Origin of the sequence: Paenibacillus lautus, assembly GCF_050482385.1 — a bacterium.
GTDB classification, from domain to species: domain Bacteria; phylum Bacillota; class Bacilli; order Paenibacillales; family Paenibacillaceae; genus Paenibacillus_AQ; species Paenibacillus_AQ lautus_B.
This window is the reverse complement of sequence record NZ_JBCNHV010000001.1, coordinates 973,669-990,110: the sequence shown is the minus strand read 5'-3', so window position 1 is coordinate 990,110 and position 16,442 is coordinate 973,669. Positions and strand designations below refer to the sequence as shown.

At 49.5% G+C, this 16,442-nt stretch carries 17 protein-coding genes; 14 read left to right on the top strand and 3 right to left on the bottom strand.

Going from position 1 to position 16,442, the window contains the following annotated elements; all coding sequences use genetic code 11:
- Nucleotides 1–120: 120 nt before the first annotated feature.
- Nucleotides 121–2,085, top strand: coding sequence for a hypothetical protein (locus tag ABEW73_RS04645; RefSeq protein WP_430161751.1), 1,965 nt, complete (start codon nt 121–123; stop codon nt 2,083–2,085).
- 91 nt (nt 2,086–2,176) lie between these two features.
- Here the strand turns inward: ABEW73_RS04645 and ABEW73_RS04640 are convergent, their stop codons facing one another.
- Both ABEW73_RS04640 and ABEW73_RS04635 read right to left on the bottom strand, forming a co-directional pair.
- A complete protein-coding gene (locus tag ABEW73_RS04640) occupies nt 2,177–2,566 on the bottom strand; it encodes a cytochrome C oxidase subunit II (protein WP_430161753.1) in 390 nt (129 codons plus the stop codon).
- A gap of 274 nt (nt 2,567–2,840) precedes the next feature.
- Nucleotides 2,841–3,200, bottom strand: a complete 360-nt coding sequence (locus ABEW73_RS04635; protein WP_430161755.1) for a phage holin family protein — start codon at nt 3,198–3,200, stop codon at nt 2,841–2,843.
- Nucleotides 3,201–3,356: 156 nt separating this feature from the next.
- Between ABEW73_RS04635 and ABEW73_RS04630 the strand changes: the two genes are divergently transcribed.
- The 4 genes from ABEW73_RS04630 (at nt 3,357) to ABEW73_RS04615 (ending at nt 8,333) form a co-directional block, all read left to right on the top strand.
- Complete coding sequence (locus ABEW73_RS04630; protein WP_430161757.1) at nt 3,357–5,726, top strand: endonuclease MutS2; 2,370 nt, start codon at nt 3,357–3,359, stop codon at nt 5,724–5,726.
- A gap of 120 nt (nt 5,727–5,846) precedes the next feature.
- On the top strand, nt 5,847–6,266 hold the full coding sequence (locus tag ABEW73_RS04625; protein WP_100538959.1) for a DUF350 domain-containing protein: 420 nt from the start codon (nt 5,847–5,849) through the stop codon (nt 6,264–6,266).
- Nucleotides 6,267–6,427: 161 nt separating this feature from the next.
- A complete protein-coding gene (locus ABEW73_RS04620; protein WP_430161759.1) occupies nt 6,428–6,985 on the top strand; it encodes a hypothetical protein in 558 nt (185 codons plus the stop codon).
- Nucleotides 6,986–7,088: 103 nt separating this feature from the next.
- Nucleotides 7,089–8,333, top strand: coding sequence for an MFS transporter (locus tag ABEW73_RS04615; RefSeq protein ID WP_430162184.1), 1,245 nt, complete (start codon nt 7,089–7,091; stop codon nt 8,331–8,333).
- A 158-nt stretch (nt 8,334–8,491) separates the two neighbouring features.
- Here ABEW73_RS04615 and ABEW73_RS04610 read toward each other — a convergent pair whose 3' ends face one another.
- Complete coding sequence (locus ABEW73_RS04610) at nt 8,492–9,718, bottom strand: NAD(P)/FAD-dependent oxidoreductase (protein ID WP_430161761.1); 1,227 nt, start codon at nt 9,716–9,718, stop codon at nt 8,492–8,494.
- A 140-nt stretch (nt 9,719–9,858) separates the two neighbouring features.
- Here ABEW73_RS04610 and ABEW73_RS04605 point away from each other — a divergent pair, with 140 nt between their 5' ends.
- From ABEW73_RS04605 to ABEW73_RS04565, 9 genes are all read left to right on the top strand, one after another.
- The gene (locus ABEW73_RS04605; RefSeq protein WP_098748563.1) at nt 9,859–10,095 is read left to right on the top strand and encodes a hypothetical protein; all 237 of its coding nucleotides are present in this window, start codon (nt 9,859–9,861) and stop codon (nt 10,093–10,095) included.
- Between the two features lie 46 nt (nt 10,096–10,141).
- Entirely contained in the window at nt 10,142–10,537 is a 396-nt protein-coding gene (locus ABEW73_RS04600) for a spore coat protein (RefSeq protein ID WP_430161763.1), read from the top strand.
- A 177-nt stretch (nt 10,538–10,714) separates the two neighbouring features.
- Nucleotides 10,715–11,215, top strand: a complete 501-nt coding sequence (locus tag ABEW73_RS04595; RefSeq protein WP_076324518.1) for an Lrp/AsnC family transcriptional regulator — start codon at nt 10,715–10,717, stop codon at nt 11,213–11,215.
- Between the two features lie 14 nt (nt 11,216–11,229).
- The gene (locus ABEW73_RS04590) at nt 11,230–12,435 is read left to right on the top strand and encodes an aminotransferase class I/II-fold pyridoxal phosphate-dependent enzyme (protein ID WP_430161765.1); all 1,206 of its coding nucleotides are present in this window, start codon (nt 11,230–11,232) and stop codon (nt 12,433–12,435) included.
- 118 nt (nt 12,436–12,553) lie between these two features.
- Complete coding sequence (locus ABEW73_RS04585; protein ID WP_098748561.1) at nt 12,554–12,817, top strand: aspartyl-phosphate phosphatase Spo0E family protein; 264 nt, start codon at nt 12,554–12,556, stop codon at nt 12,815–12,817.
- A 351-nt stretch (nt 12,818–13,168) separates the two neighbouring features.
- Nucleotides 13,169–13,729 (top strand): cob(I)yrinic acid a,c-diamide adenosyltransferase, encoded by a 561-nt coding sequence (locus tag ABEW73_RS04580; RefSeq protein ID WP_430161767.1) that lies wholly within the window; start codon nt 13,169–13,171, stop codon nt 13,727–13,729.
- A gap of 3 nt (nt 13,730–13,732) precedes the next feature.
- Nucleotides 13,733–14,746, top strand: a complete 1,014-nt coding sequence (locus tag ABEW73_RS04575) for an RluA family pseudouridine synthase (protein WP_430161769.1) — start codon at nt 13,733–13,735, stop codon at nt 14,744–14,746.
- A gap of 32 nt (nt 14,747–14,778) precedes the next feature.
- Nucleotides 14,779–15,141, top strand: coding sequence for an arsenate reductase family protein (locus tag ABEW73_RS04570; protein ID WP_430161770.1), 363 nt, complete (start codon nt 14,779–14,781; stop codon nt 15,139–15,141).
- 409 nt (nt 15,142–15,550) lie between these two features.
- Nucleotides 15,551–16,441, top strand: a complete 891-nt coding sequence (locus ABEW73_RS04565; RefSeq protein WP_076324512.1) for a 5'-3' exonuclease — start codon at nt 15,551–15,553, stop codon at nt 16,439–16,441.
- The last annotated feature ends 1 nt before the right edge of the window (nt 16,442 follow it).

The window sequence follows — 16,442 nt, the reverse complement described above, 5'->3', positions numbered from 1 at the left end:
CAAACTTCGGTCTGTTTTCTTGAGGTTCGTCTACAGATGTTATCTCATATATAATGAATGTAGAGAATAGACCATTTCAGACATCATAGAATCTACACATAATAGAAGGAGGGCACAATTTTGACTACATCGGACCGTAAAAGCGTTACCGTAGACATCTACGGAACTTCCTATAAACTCGTTGGCAGTAGCAGTGATTATACCAGACAGGTAGCGAATTATGTAGATGATCGCATGCGTACCATATCCAAGGCGCACTCTCGATTGGATACCCCGCGCATTGCCGTCTTAGCTGCAGTACATATGGCTGAAGAAGCTTTGCAGAAGCTGGAGTTTCAGAATGAGGCCAAGCAGATGACGGCCGAGCGAAATGAACTGCGTACGGAGCTTGCCAAGGTGCAAGGGCTTCAAATCGAGCAGCAGGAGAGACATCGTCAGCAACAGGAGCAGCTGGAGCGCAAGCTGGCGGAGCAGACAACGCTGGCTGAGGAATACAGGAAGTCCAAGGAGAATCTAAGCGCGGAGTCAGAGCGTACGAAGGAATTACTTCAGAAGGAATCGGACCGCGTGGCGGAACTGCTGAAGGAGAAACAGCAGCTTGAAGCACGTCTTAAGGAGCAGCGCGAGAAGCTGGAGAGCGGCCATAAGCAGTCTATTGAAGATATGAAGCGCCGCTATGAAGGGCAGATTTCGCAGCTGACGGTCACTCATAAGCAGGCCATCGAGAAGCTGGAACAGAGTCAACGGACCTCTGCGAAGCAGGCCGAAGAGAAGCTGGCTGAGCAATTGAAGAAACAGGAGAGCACCTATAAACAAGAGGCGCTTCTGAAGGAGCAGCAGCACTCGAAGACCGTGCACGATATGGAACAGAAGTATACGAAGACGGTGCAGGATCTGGAACAGAAGAACACGAGAACCGTGCAGGATATGGAGCAAAAGCATACGAGTACTGTTCAGGAGCTGGAGAAGCAGCTTGCCGAGCAGCGAACGCGCGGCGGTCAGCTCCAATCACGCTTGTCGTCCGCGGAGAAGGAACTGGGTGCTGTAAAAGCAGAATCGGACAAGCTGAAGGAAGCCCTCCAGTCGTCCAGACAGCAAGCCGAGGCCTCTTCGCAGGAATTGCGTGCCTTCCGTACGAAGGTGGAAGGGCTGACGAAGGAGCTCGAGGGCCTGAAGCAGGAATCCGCCAAGTCGGAGGAAGAGCGCCGTCGGTTGCAGAAACTTGTGGTGGATGCAAATCAGACCTCCCGCAAACAGCAGGAAGAGCTGCAGCGTCTAAGCAGCGAGCTTCAATCCTGGCGTACGCTGGCTGATCAGCGCAAAGAGGAAACCGGCGAGCTGGAGATGAGAATTGTTGAGCTTATGGAAGCGAACGAGAGCCTCGAAGAAGGAATGAAGGGACTTCAGGATGAGATCCAGGTCATGAAGGACGAAGCTGACCGGAGCATGTCCGAGCGTAGAAGTGCCCAAGAGGAATTGAAGGAACTGCAGCTTCGCCATGAAGAGCTGGAGAAGCTCGCGAAGGAAGCGGGAGTTCGAGAGGAAGAGACCAGCAAACTGTACGCTATGCTGGAAGAAGAATACGATACGGTGTCGAATCAGCTGGATGAACTTCGCAAGAAGGCGGCTGCCAGTGAAGAGCGCGCACGTGAACTCGCCGAGCAGCTGAGAGATTCAGAGGAACGCGCCGTTCAGTGGCAGGAGCAATACCAGCAAGGGATGGCGGAACGGGAACAGCTTGCCGTGGACAGCGAGAAGCTGGCCGCAGAGCGCGATGAGTGGAAACGAACCAAGCTTGCTCTCGAAGAAGAGCTCCAGTCCTGGCAACAGGAAATTGCATCCGCACGCCAAGCCTATGAACGTCTGGAAGACGAGAAGAGTGAAGCAGCACAGCAGTATTCCGATTTAGGTGAACAGTATGAGCTGGTTATGCACCAATATCGTCTGCTTCAAGCAGAACAGGAATTGAAGGCGGAGCAATCTGCGCAGCTTGAAGAAGAACACCGTAAGCTGAAGGAAGAGTATGCGAAGCTCCAAGTTGAATATAATGAGTGGATCGAGTTGATTGAGCAGGATCAGCGTTAGGCCATGTCGAAGATGTGAACCTGAAAAAACCTCCGGAATAGACAGAGGATACTCTGGCGATCCGGAGGTTTATTTTCGTGAGGAAGATCTACTATTCTTCGACGATAAGTTTGGATATCATTTTGCTGTGACCCGCTCCGCACATAATGGAACACGAAACTTCGAATTCTCCCGCCTCATCCGGCGTAACGACAGTTGAGTTGTTTTTACGGTCGAGCTGCAGGCCAAGCGCAGGAATCATAACGCCGTGGTTGCCGTCTTCGTTCTCGAAAGTAATCTTGACGGGCACACCTTTCTTGAGGCGATATTCCTCTTGGTCGAATTGGAAATTGGTGCCCTTAATCACGAGTTCAGCTTCCGGTGCTACACCAGTATCCGAGATCGCTGATGAATCTCCCTGGGACTCTTTCTGGTTTTCACCGCAGGCAGCCAATACAAATAGGAGCATACATGAAACAAGTAAAGCAATGCCTTTTTTCACTGAAATCTCTCCTGACTATGAAATAATTGCGAAATATAATTTCCAATCTTTATGATAGCGCAGAAAAAGAGTGGGTGCACATACGTGTTATGAAAAATTGGTGAACGTGAACGGTTTCAAACGATGATATGGATTTACTTTATAATATAGGGGAAGATGGAAAACCCCCTGTTCAGATTAACAGGGGGTTAGTGTGGGGATACTGCTGCCGTTCGGTTCGTTCAGAAAGAGGGCTTCAGAAGAAACCTCTAACAGAAGCGGGCGTTCTCCTATCTTATTCTTTGCGGGATTTGCCTGCTTCAAAAGGGGTGGAAACCGGAATGAACAGATCGATGATCCCGATGACCAGTGCAGCAAGCAAGGCGCCCAGTACGGAGACGCTAACGCCTCCAACGATGAATTGGGCAAGGTAAATCACGAGTGCGCTCACCAGGAAGCCCACGATGCCACGTCCAAACGGCGTGACTTTTTTGCCGAAGATGCCCTCGATAGCCCAACCAATCAGGGCGATAACGAGTGCAAGCAACAGGGCGCTTCCGAATCCGCCGACGGTGAATTGGGGAACAATCCATCCGACAACCATAAGAACGAGCGCCGAAACGATAAATCGAACAACATGCCCGAGAAATTGCATGGTACCTGCCTCCTTAGAATAAGACTGGAATGTTACGCAGAATTTATTTTGTTCAATAGGGCCGCCGGTTATGTGTGGAAGGTTTTTGGATTCCTTGGCGAATTCGTATTAGTTTCGATATAATATATGCATCGATTGAGAGGAGTTGTGAACTTCTTGAATGACAAGATTTTGCAAACTTTAGAATACCGAAAAATTTTAAATACATTAACACAATACACCCAAACCTCCATGGGAAGTGCGAGAGCTGAAACGTTAATGCCTGAAACCGACCTGGAGGCGGTAAAGGATCTGCTTGCGGCTACTGATCAGGCCTACACCGTAGACAGGCTCAAGGGCAATCCATCTTTCCGCGGGATTACCGATATTAACGACGCGTTGAAGCGGGCCAGAATCGGGGGGACGCTCAATCCCCATGAATTGCTGGCTGCGTCGAATACGATTCATGGATCACGCCGAATCAAGCGGTTTATTGCAGCGATCCACGAGGACGAGAAGATTGAGATCCTCTATAATCTGAGTGATCTTATTTCGGAGCAGAAGCCCCTGGAAGATGCCATTCGGCTCTGTATTGACGATGCGGCTGAGGTGCTGGACTCCGCAAGCGCGGAGCTTTCCCAGATCCGGCGGGAACTGCGGGGAGGAGAAGTTCGCATTCGCGAGAAACTGGAGTCCATGATTCGGTCGCAATCCGTGGCGAAGATGCTTCAGGACCAGTTAATTACGATTCGCGGCGACCGTTTTGTCATTCCCGTTAAAGCGGAATATCGCTCGCATTTTGGCGGTATCGTGCACGATCAGTCCGGATCAGGCGCGACGTTGTTTATTGAGCCGGAATCCATCGTAGCCATGAACAACAAGCTGCGCGAGACGCGATTGCGGGAAGAGCGGGAGATCGAAGTGATTCTGCAGAAGCTGACCGCCCAGGTCGGCGAACAGGCTGATCTGCTATCCATTGACTTGGATCTGATCGGCCAGCTCGACTTTATTTTTGCCAAAGCTCGTTTAGCCCATGTAATGAAGGCTTCACTACCAAGAATGAATGACAGAGGTTATATTAAGCTGCGCAAAGGCCGACATCCGCTGATTCCGGCGGATCAGGTTGTGCCGCTTGATGTGGAATTAGGCAATTCCTATACATCCATCATTGTCACGGGACCGAATACCGGCGGTAAGACGGTTACGCTCAAAACGATCGGATTATTAAATCTGATGGCCATGTCCGGACTCTTTATTCCTGCCGAAGAAGGCAGCCAGATGTGCGTGTTTGATGCGATCTATGCGGATATTGGCGATGAGCAAAGCATTGAGCAGAGCCTCAGTACCTTCTCCAGCCATATGACTAACATCATCCGCATATTAAGCCAGATGACACCGAAGAGCCTGGTGCTGCTTGATGAGGTGGGAGCAGGGACGGACCCTGCGGAGGGTTCCGCTCTGGCGATTTCCATTTTGGAACATATCCACCGCATGGGCTGCCGCATGATCGCGACAACGCACTATTCCGAATTGAAGGCTTATGCATACGAACGCAAAGGTGTGATCAACGCCAGCATGGAGTTCGATATCAACACCCTAAGCCCGACCTATCGCCTGCTGGTAGGCGTGCCTGGACGCAGTAATGCGTTTGCCATTGCAGAACGTCTGGGATTGCCGGGATCCATTCTGGAATTTGCCCGTGGCGAAGTGAAGGAAGAAGATCAGAGGGTGGAGCATATGATTGCATCACTCGAAGAGAACCGTCACACCGCGGAAGTAGAGCGTGAGAAGGCGGAGCAGGTTCGGAAGGAAATGGAGGAGCTGCGTCTTCGTCACCAGCACGAGCTTCAGAAGCTGGAAGAGCAGAAGGACAAGCTTGTTGATAAAGCTCGTACGGAAGCAAGGCAGATCGTGGACAAGGCACGGAGTGAGGCCGAGGAAATCATCGCGGATCTGCGCAAGATTGCCCAAGAGGAAGGGGCTTCCGTTAAGGAGCATAAGCTGATTGCTGCCAGAAAGCGTCTGGATGACGCCGAACCGCTGCAGGGTAAGAAGACGGCTGCCCAACGTTCAGCGAAGCAGCAGCGCAGCATTGAGCCAGGAGACGAGGTTCGGGTATCCAGCCTGAATCAGAAAGGGCATGTTGTAGAAATGGCCGGATCCAAGGAAGCTGTTGTTCAGCTTGGCATTATGAAGATGAAGGTCGCGCTGGATGATTTGGAGCTTTTGTCGAATCCGGCAGCAAGCGCCAAACAAGCGCCGAAACAGCATGCTACCGTCTTGAAGCGGACTCGCGATACCAACATCCGGAATGAGCTGGATTTAAGAGGAGCGAATCTGGAAGAAGCGCTGATCGAGGTGGATCGGTTCATTGATGAGGCATTTCTGGGGAACCTGGGTCAGATCTACATCATACATGGTAAGGGAACCGGAATATTGCGTACCGGGATTCAGGATTATTTGCGCAAACACAAACATGTTAAGAGCTATCGTTTAGGCAATTACGGCGAAGGCGGCAATGGCGTTACGATTGCCGAGTTGAAATAAGGAAAGTAAGAAATCAGGAACCGTTTTCTCCTTCAATCGTATAACATATCATCATAAGGTTCAGAACGACGGGATGCGAAAGGTGCCGCATCCCGTTTATATCAGGGAGGAAAAAAGGGAATGACGGAAGCGATTGATCATTTGCTGACCCATCCACTTGGGGTGCTCGTCGGCTATTTCTCGGTTGCGATACTTGCACTTATTGTTTACTTGTATTGCTTTGAATTGGTTACCAAGTACAACTGCTGGGATGAAATACGCAAAGGAAATGTTGCCGCGGCTATGGCGACCGGCGGCAAGGTCTTTGGCATTTGTAACGTGATGCGTTATAGCATAACAGCCAATACGTCCATTTATGGCATGATTAAATGGTCATTCTTCGGGTTTATACTGCTTTTATTGGCTTATTGGTTGCTTGAGTTCTTGACGCCCGTATTTTCGGTAGATGAAGAGATTGGCAAGGATAACCGCGCAGTTGGCTTGATCGTACTTCTTATCACCGTATCTTTATCTTACATTATTGGAGCGAGCATCATTTAATGGCTTCGGGAGGAAAAGGACGATGAAATATTTACCGCGGATATTGTTTGCGGCTGCCTTGATTTTTTTTGTGGCAGGTATTGTATACTTGATGTCTCAATAAAAATAAAGTTAACAGGGCCATTCATGGCCGTTTGAATAAAGAAAGGGATGAATGATCGATGGAACCGACGGTTTGCCCATGGTGCCAAAGCGAGATTGTATGGGATGAAGAGATAGGTCCCGAAGATACTTGTCCTCACTGTGCGAACGAGCTTAAAGGCTACCGCACATTGAATATCGCATTGGAAGACGAGGATGTACAAGATGATCCGGAGGAATATGAAGAAGCTTATGAGGCTTCCGATGAGGAAGCGGGTGATCTTCATCGTATATGGGGATCCGACCATGAAACACTGTCCTCGCTTCGAACCGTGGATAAGTACGGGGAGGATCATGACCTCTTTGCATTTGAAGAGACGGTAGAGGGGATTCTGGACCAGCAAGAGGAAGTTCCCGAGTGTTTGCATTGCAGAGAGTATATGCTTCATGCCGGAACGCAGCACGTGAGCGGGGAAGGCTTCCAGCCAGTTAACGCAGCCTTGATTCAAGGCCCTATCCTTCAGCCGCCATATGATTTAAATGTATATGTGTGCCCTGGATGCTTCCATGTACAGTACAATCTGGCAGAGAATGACCGGCTTCGGATGATCAAAAGCTTTATCCATAAAAAGGAATAGAGTTTGCGGAAAGGCGTTGCATGCCGATCCGCGGCTAGTTTAAGGAAACTGCTCGCGGCGGTTTCCTTTTTTTTGTTCATGAAGTGGGGATTAGAGGGGTAAAATACCTTGGACTTCAAGTGTAAGGGCAAGGGAGGAACTGTATATGAAGTTGATAAAGGACCCCCAGGCTATGCTTCTGTTATCCGTTCATGGGTTGTTTATACTATCGAGTGCATTGTCGGGTACATTCCTCAACGTTTACTTATGGAAAAGCCGCCAGGACTATACGATGCTCGGTTGGTTCACGATAGCTCAGCAGGTCGCATTGGGCTTGACGTTTTGGGCCGCCGGCAAATGGGTGAAGGAGCATAACAAAATGAATGCGCTTCGCCTGGGTATTGCGGTGTCCGCCCTGTTTTATCTATGTGTTCTGTGGGCAGGGCGGGATGCCGTCCATTATATTTGGCCTCTCGGCTTGCTGTTCGGCGTGTCATTGGGATTATTCTGGTTAGCCTTTAATGTGGTTTATTTCGAGATTTCGAGTGCAGAGAATCGGGACTGGTTTAATGGCTGGATCGGACTCCTGGGCTCCGTAACGGGGATTATCGGTCCGTGGATGGCGGGTTGGATCATCACGATGATGCATGGGGATCAGGGCTATCGGTTTATTTTTACCGTATCGATGGTTATCTTCGCGGCGACGGTGGTGCTAAGCTTTTTTCTGCGAAAACGACCGGTCCAGAGCGACTATCATTGGTTGGAGGGGGTCAGCCGACTCAAGGAGGGCGGGGTCTGGAAATACGCGGTATTCGGCTTGGCCGTTCAGGGAATCAGGGAAGGTGTGTTTTCCTTTCTTATTACACTCCTTGTTTTTGTGGCGACGGACCAGGAATCGAAGCTGGGGCAATTCGCATTGATTACTTCGGCGGTTTCGCTGGTCAGCTACTGGGCCTGCGGGAAGTGGTTCAAGCCCAAATTCCGTAAAATCGGCATGCTGGTAGGTTCGATATTGATGCTGCTGGTCATTATGCCGCTGCTGTTGGCCGTCAACTATACTACGCTGTTGGTACTGGGAATCGGGACATCGCTGTTTATTCCGCTGTACATGATGCCGGCTATATCGGCCAGCTTTGATCTTATGGGCGTGAATCAGGAAAACGTGGAGAAGCGGGTGGAACTGGTCGTGCTGCGGGAACTCAGTTTAACCGTAGGCCGAATTACAGGGCTGCTTGTGTTTATTCTTGTCCTGTCATTCAGACAGGACACATTAACGATAACGCTGCTGCTGCTGTTTCTGGGGGCTTCGCCTATCGGATCGTGGCTGTTTATACGAAAGCTGTTTCCTTCCAAAGGACAAGTCACCTGAAACACTTGAAGCCTAAACACATCCGCTTGCGTCAAAAGCGTTGTGCAAGTTAACGAACGGTGAGTTGGTAACAAAAGACATCGTTACGGCGCAACCCCTAAAACGCAAGAAGGTATCTCCGAGGCCCCATGGCCTACAAGGAGATACCTTCAATTATTTTATGTCATTTTCAGGTCCATTGGCCGTGTCAGGGAGAACCATTTCAACTCTTCGGGCTCACGTCCTGCAATCGTCTCGGCCAGCAGATCCGCAGCGATCATGCTGTAAACGGTCCCGTTTCCACCATACACCTCGATAAAGTAGCTGTGCGGATACTGCGGGTGTCTGCCGATCAACGGGATGCCGTCTTGGGTTGTGGCAAACACGCCGGCCCAACTGCAAGCGATTTTCAAGTCCGTCATATGGGGGAACAGTTGCTGGATTTCATTTAGCAATCTCCGGCCTCTCGGTTCAGCGTATTCCTCCGGTTTGACTGAAGGGGGAAGCGGTTCATCCAGCCCTCCGGCTATGATTCGTTGATCCGGCGTTGTCCGGAAATAGAGATAAGGGCGATTTGTTTCCCATATGAGTGCGCGCTCGTACCATGAAGACAGATCGGATACAGGCTCCGTCAGGATGGCATAAGTGTTGAGCAGCTCCGCTTGATAATCAGGCTTCCATTCTTGGGTGCTATACCCGGTGGCCCAGATCACGTTCCTGGCGAGGACGCTTCCTTGATCGGTTAAGACGGTGACATCGCTGTCGGTATACCGTGTTTCCTTCACTTCGCTATTTTCGTAAATTCGCAGCCCATGCTCGCTGGCATCTTGGAGAAGATTATGCCCGAAACGGTAGGGATTGACTTCGGCATCGCCGCGGGTATAGATGGCAGCTTCTTTTGAGAACGGGAAGTTAGCCTTCACATGCTCGCGGCTCCAGTACTCCACATCGAAACCCTTGCGTTTGAGCAGGTCATACTCATGGCGAATCATGCCGACATCTTGGGGGTTACTGGCATAGTAGAGGCTGCTTCGCGGGATCAGGCCGGAATCCCTGGACAGATGATTTGCGATTTCGGTGAGCCGACGTACAGCGTTTCTGCACATCATGTAGAAGGAGGATCCCCGTTGTTCGTTAAATTGTTGGATTAGATCAGATAGGGGGCAGTCACTAGAGAACTGCAATAGCCCCGAATTGGCGGATGTGCTGCCTTCGCATACGCGTTTTTTCTCCAGCAGGACGGTGTCCACGCCTTGCTTGGTCAGCACATAGGCCATCAGCGCACCGCTAATACCGCCGCCGACAATTAGCACATCACAGCTGAGCTGTTCTGATAGACCGGGGTATCTTTTTACAGGTTCGGTGTTTAAATATTTCCAGGGCGTTATTCCGCCGGTCAGTAACATGGTCCTACACCCCCTCATTGTCGCATCGTTATTAGTTTGGACGTTCCTTTCGTATTTCATGACATCACACGACATAGATTTTTATATAGGTGGCATACTAGCCCTGTGCAACCTAATTGGAAAGGGGAACAAACACAAAGATGATACCTAATCAGCAATTACAGCCTCTAACCTCAAAAGAACTGGACTATATTGCGGACTGCATTTCCAACGAGACCATGTTGGCCAAGCATTGTGCCGCGACAGCCGCAGCCAGTCAAAATCCTGCAATCCAGCAGGCGCTGCTGGGATTCGTCAGACGCCATGAGCAGCATCTCGATACATTGGTTAACTCACTGCAGATTCACAGCAATATCGCGCCGACGCAGCCTCAATAAGAGGAGATATAGACCAGGATGCATAATTGTTAAGGAGGAACGACTTATGATAACGCCTAATGGATCTTCATACCTGCCCGAAGAGGATATGCTTAGCCCTATTCTGGGAGAGCTGAAACGGGCCGTCCGAGAGTATACGATAGCTACGACGGAAGCCTCTTGTCCTGATGTCCGTCAAATGTTTACGGATCTGACTGCGGATACACTGAAGCTGCAAGGTGAATTTTTTAATATGATGAAGCAGCACAACATGTATACCGCGCCTCGGCATGCATTGAAATACGATGTGGACAAGCAGTATAAGCAAGCGCAGCAGTCCCAGCAAAAAACGCGGGAAACCATTAATCAAAAAACTTCCGGTATGGGCGCGTTCGCGCATCATCCGAATGTAGCGCCGCATACCACGAATGTAGCGCCTACATCTAATAATGTAACCCAATAATCCCTTGGTTAACTCAAACAATAAGCCGATGACACCCGCAGCCCGTTGCTGTAGGGATGCATCGGTATTTTTTTTTGCACATCCCGTGTAAGTTATTGTAATATAAGTATTAATCTCTGTTCCGAAATATCATGCATGAAGAATGGTTATTCGGAATAAGTGCTGGAGGATACGTATATGGAAGAGCTTAGCGAATTGAAACTGAAGGTGCTTGACCTGCTGAAAGAAGACGCGAGAAGATCGCCGGCTCTACTCTCTACTCTACTCGGTGTAGATGAGGAAGAAATAAAGACCTCCATTGCGGAGCTTGAACGAGATCACGTTATTGTCAAGTATGCGACCGTTGTCAACTGGGGCAAGATGGAAGACGAGAAGGTTACGGCGCTGATCGAGGTTCAAATTACACCTGAGCGCGGAAGAGGCTTTGAAGGAATTGCGGAGCGGATTTATTTATTCCCGCAGGTGAAGTCAGTCTATCTTATGTCTGGCGCCTACGACTTGCTGGTTGAAGTGGAAGGCAGAAACTTGCGTGAGGTGGCCAACTTTGTTTCGGAGAAGCTGTCACCTATCGATTCTGTATTATCGACCAAAACGAATTTTATTTTGAAAAAATATAAACAAGACGGGATTATTTTTGAAGAACGTCAAGAAGACAATCGTCTCCTGATCTCGCCGTAAAGGAAGCGTGTGCTATGATTGTGAACGAACAGCAGCTTGCAGAAAATAACAGGAAATCGATGAGCTCCTATTTGGCGCCTAGGGTCAGGGACATTCAACCCTCTGGAATCCGGAAATTTTTTGATCTCGTCAGTGGAAATAAGGATATTATCACACTTGGTGTCGGTGAGCCTGATTTCGTAACTCCGTGGCATGTACGCGAAGCTTGCGTGTATTCATTGGAGCGCGGGTTTACAGGGTATACGTCCAATGCCGGTATGCCGGAACTGCGGGAGGCGATCGCGGAATATTTGAATGACAGTTTCCACGTGACCTATAATCCTGCCAATGAAATGATTGTAACCGTAGGCGGCAGTGAAGCGATTGATCTGGCGCTGCGTGCCTTGATTGTTCCCGGAGATGAAATTCTGATTCCTGAGCCGTGTTACATTTCTTACTCGCCGATTGCTTCAATCGGTGGCGGGGTGCCCGTTGGTATTGAAACGACGGCAGAGCATCATTTCAAACTGACGGCCGAGGCACTCGAAGCGCAAATTACGCCCAAATCGAAGATTTTGATCTTGTGCTACCCAAGCAATCCGACAGGAGCCATCATGACCTATGAGGATTGGCTGCCCATTGCAGAAGTGGTGGAAAAACACGATCTGATTGTGATCTCCGATGAAATCTATGCGGAGCTCACATATGAAGGCAAGCATGTCAGCTTTGCCTCGATGCCAGGCATGATGGACCGCACCATACTGGTGAGCGGCTTCTCGAAGGCGTTTGCTATGACCGGTTGGCGTATGGGGTACGTGTGTGCTCATGCCGATCTGATCGGCGCCATGCTGAAAATACACCAGTATACGGTCATGTGTGCACCCGCAATGGGGCAAGTCGCCGCGCTCGAAGCATTGCGTAACGGCATGGGGGAAAAGGATCGAATGGTTGAATCCTATAACCAGCGGCGCAGACTGGTGGTTCAAGGACTGCGCGAGATCGGTTTGGATTGCCACGAACCGCAGGGAGCGTTCTACGCATTCCCGAGCATCAAGCGAACGGGACTCGGCTCAGAAGAATTTGCCCAGCGCTTGCTGACTGAGGCGAAAGTGGCTGCCGTACCAGGCACCGCATTCGGTATGGGCGGGGAAGGATTCATCCGCTGCTCTTATGCTACATCCATTGCCCAGCTGAATGAGGCCTTGGAGAGAATGGGCAATTTTGTGGAAAAAATAAAGTAGGCAAGGAATTCGTTGAACTTTTTCCTTGAATTAACAAAAAAATTACTTTCCATTGGGAAAATATATGTTATAATTTTATTTTGGGGGCAGAATTTTACTTTCCAAGGAGGGATCACCAGTGTTTTGTGATTATGAATTGTCAAACTACCGTGGTGACTATACGGCTGAAGACGATAACCACGGTAAATGGTCAATTAAATCAGCCAAATCCACTCCTCAGGAAATTACCTTGGAAGACGAAATTCACATGCTTCGCCGGAAGATGGAACAGATTTTTTTGGAAGAGCAGTCTTTTACGTCGGAAATTGTTATCGAGATCAGCAGTTTGCTGGATTTGAAGATTAACGAATATATGAAGGCTCATCCAAAAAAGAAACTATAAAAATACGATTTGATTGAATAATACAAGGCTGCTCCTGAGTGTGAATGACTCAAGGATCAGCCTTGTTTGCGTTTAAATGGTTCCCCTTGATGATAGAAACTCGCCCCGGAATCATGATCCCGCCTGGGGCTTATTCCGCCATAGAGGACCGTTATCCGAAATTATGCTATAGTTGAGCATAATAAGAAAAACGTCTATCGACGTACTTTCTCAGAAGACAGACCGAGGTTAGAGGAAGTTTTTCTTGCGATTATAGAATTGTTCAGCTTCGCTGAAACTATAAATTCTATAATCTTAAGAAATAGGGTGTTCGTTCAATAAGGACCGGACTTTGAAATGGAGGAAGATGGAATGAAGGTATATACGCGAACGGGAGATGCTGGGGAAACTTCAATTATTGGCGGTCGTGTGCCCAAGGATGATCCACGCATCGAAGCGTACGGCACGATCGATGAATTAAACAGCTTTGTGGGCCAAGCCCTATGTTTGGCCAAGGAAGCCGAATTTGAGGAGCTGCATCTTCAGCTCGTTCGAATTCAGCATGAACTGTTCGATTGCGGCTCGGATCTGGCCTACGCGAGACCTAAAGAGGATAAACTCAAGGTAAACGCCGAGTTGGTGGATAATCTGGAGGTATGGCTGGATGCATTCGAGGAGAAGAACCCTCCACTTGAACGTTTTATCTTGCCAGGCGGAAGCGCGTTGTCTTCGTTGCTTCATGTATGTCGGACCGTATGCCGCCGCGCTGAGCGGTTGACTGTTTCGCTGCAGCGAACCACGGAAATCAATCCGGAGGTCCGCCGGTATTTGAACCGATTGTCCGACTATTTCTTTGTGACTGCGCGGGCAGCCAATGTGCACGCCGGGATTCCGGATGTCGAATATGAGCGAAGTGGAAAGGTGTTTCGGTAATTCATGAGTTTGTACTATCCGCCAATCAGCTATGTCGTGTCCCCACACGAAGACGGCATGCTGCTTAAGACTATATTGCAAAAACGAATGGGGGTATCCCGTAAGCTGCTCTCGCGCCTCAAATTGACCGAGCGGGGCATTATGCTGAACGGGACCCGTGTATACATTAGCGTGAAAGTGCATGCGGGAGATCTGGTCGAAATCCGGATGGAGCAGGAACGTTCAGACGATATGCTGCCCCAGCCGATGGACCTTCATATTCTGTACGAGGATGAGCATCTGCTTGTTCTGAACAAGCCGGCAGGGATCATTGTGCATCCGACGCACGGTCATTATACGGACACATTGGCGAACGGCGTTGTCCACTACTGGCAAGAGAAGGGCTGGAATTACCGCTTCAGAGCGGTTCACAGGCTGGATCAGGAAACTTCCGGCGTGTTGGTGGTGGCCAAGAATCCGTATATTCACCAGCATGTTTCCGAACAAATGATAGCCGGTACGGTTGACAAGAGGTATGTAGCATTTGTTCATGGCAAGCCTGCTATGCCGTCAGGCGATATTGACGGGCCGATTGATCGGGATCCGTTAGAGCCCCACCGCCGCATCGTAACCCCGGACGGATATCCTTCATTGACACGGTTTCAGGTATGCGAAACCTATCCTTCCGCATCCTTGGTTGAGTTGAAGCTGGAAACGGGCCGGACCCATCAAATTCGGGTGCATATGCTTAGCATTGGTTGTCCATTGATTGGAGATCAGATGTATAGGCACCCGGTCTACAGCGATCGGAAGTTGCCATCAGATGGGACGGAAGCTGCTTCCTATGAGAACGAGGGATCGGCAGAGCCGGAAGCCGCATCCATCATGAGGCTGGACCGCTACATGGGCAGGCAGGCGCTGCATGCGGCAAGCTTGACGCTGATGCACCCGATTGAGGGAAGCACGATGGTATTCGCTGCTCCGCTTCCTGAGGATATGAACTCTCTGAGAAATAAGCTTGCGCAAGAGGCGACCTAATTCAAAACAACATGAGAAGGAGAACGTATCGAATGAGCAAACTGAAAGTATATCAATATCCGAAATGCGGGACATGCCGTAACGCGGTCAAATGGCTGCAGAACGAAGGACATGAGCTGGAACTTCAAAATATTTTTGAACAACCGCCAGAGAAGGAAGAATTAGCCGACCTTATCGATATGAGCGGCCTGGAGCTGAAGAAATTTTTCAATACGAGTGGCGAAGTCTACAAGGAAATGAACCTGAAAGACAAGCTGCCTGGACTTTCCGATGAGGAGAAAATCCAACTGTTGTCGTCCAACGGAAGATTGATTAAGCGTCCAATCGTGACGGACGGCAGTAAAGTGACCGTCGGTTTTAAGGCGGAACAATATCAGGATTCATGGCAGAAGTAGAATGGCTATTTTTGATCCGAGGCAATGACGGCCCAATTGAAGCCGGTTGAAAGAGTTGATTGGCCCCCGATTATTGAAGGCCAGCGATCCGGCATAGACCGCATTCTCTTGCTGATGAAGGTAGAGCATCCCAAGGTCTTTCGACCGCCGGGATGTTCTTTTGTTTTAAGAGATAAGAAAGTATTAACATCGGAGGCTTAGCATCCTTATCTCGCAAGAAAAACTTCCGCTATATGCGGTCTGTCTACTGAGAAAGTACGTCGATAGACGTTTTTCTAATGAACAGCCAATGATAGGAAATTCAAAGAAATACCTTGTGACTAGCCCAAGTCTATATAGGGATATGGTATAATGACAAGGTATATTTAAGGTTATATCAGAGAAGTTAAAGTTAGGAGCGATCATGACTGTGATACCCAACCAACAACCATCCTTAATGCTTGTAGACGGGATGGCTTTATTATTTCGTGCTTACTATGCGACCGCGTCAAGCGGCTATATCCGTCGAACCAAAGCGGGTGTGCCGACCAACGCGATTTACGGCTTCCTGCGGTATATGTGGGATGCTATCGATAAATTTCAGCCTACCCATGTAGCGTGCTGCTGGGATATGGGTTCGAAAACATTTCGTACAGAGCAATTCGCCTCGTATAAAGGCAATCGTCCGGAAGCGCCGGATGATCTAGTTCCGCAGTTTTCGCTGGTTCGTGATGTGACGGAATGTCTGGGAATTCCGAACCTGGGCGTCGTGGGTTATGAGGCCGATGATTGCATCGGTACGCTGGCCAGACGGTACGGGGATAGCATGAATGTCATGATCCTGTCGGGGGACCATGATCTGCTTCAGCTCGTGAACGATTCGACTTCCGTCATTATTATGAAAAAGGGACACGGCAATTATATGCACTATACACCGGAAACGCTGTATGCCGAAAAAGGACTTTCCCCAAGACAGGTGATCGATGTGAAAGGCCTGATGGGAGATACAAGCGATAATTATCCTGGCGTACGTGGGATTGGTGAGAAAACGGCGGTCAAGCTGATTCAGGAGTATGAAACCGTGGAAGGAATTCTTGCGAATCTTGAGTCTCTGACCAAAGGAGTCCGCACCAAGATCGAGGCGGATCTGGAAATGCTGCATCTGTCCCGGGCTTTGGCGGAAATTCATTGCGAGGTTCCAATGGAATGCGAACTGGAACTATGCCGCTTGAGCGTGGATCACGAACGTGCCCTGACCAAACTCGAAGAGCTTGAGATGAAGAGCCTGGGCCATCTTTTTGGGGTGGCGGTGGTTTCCTAGT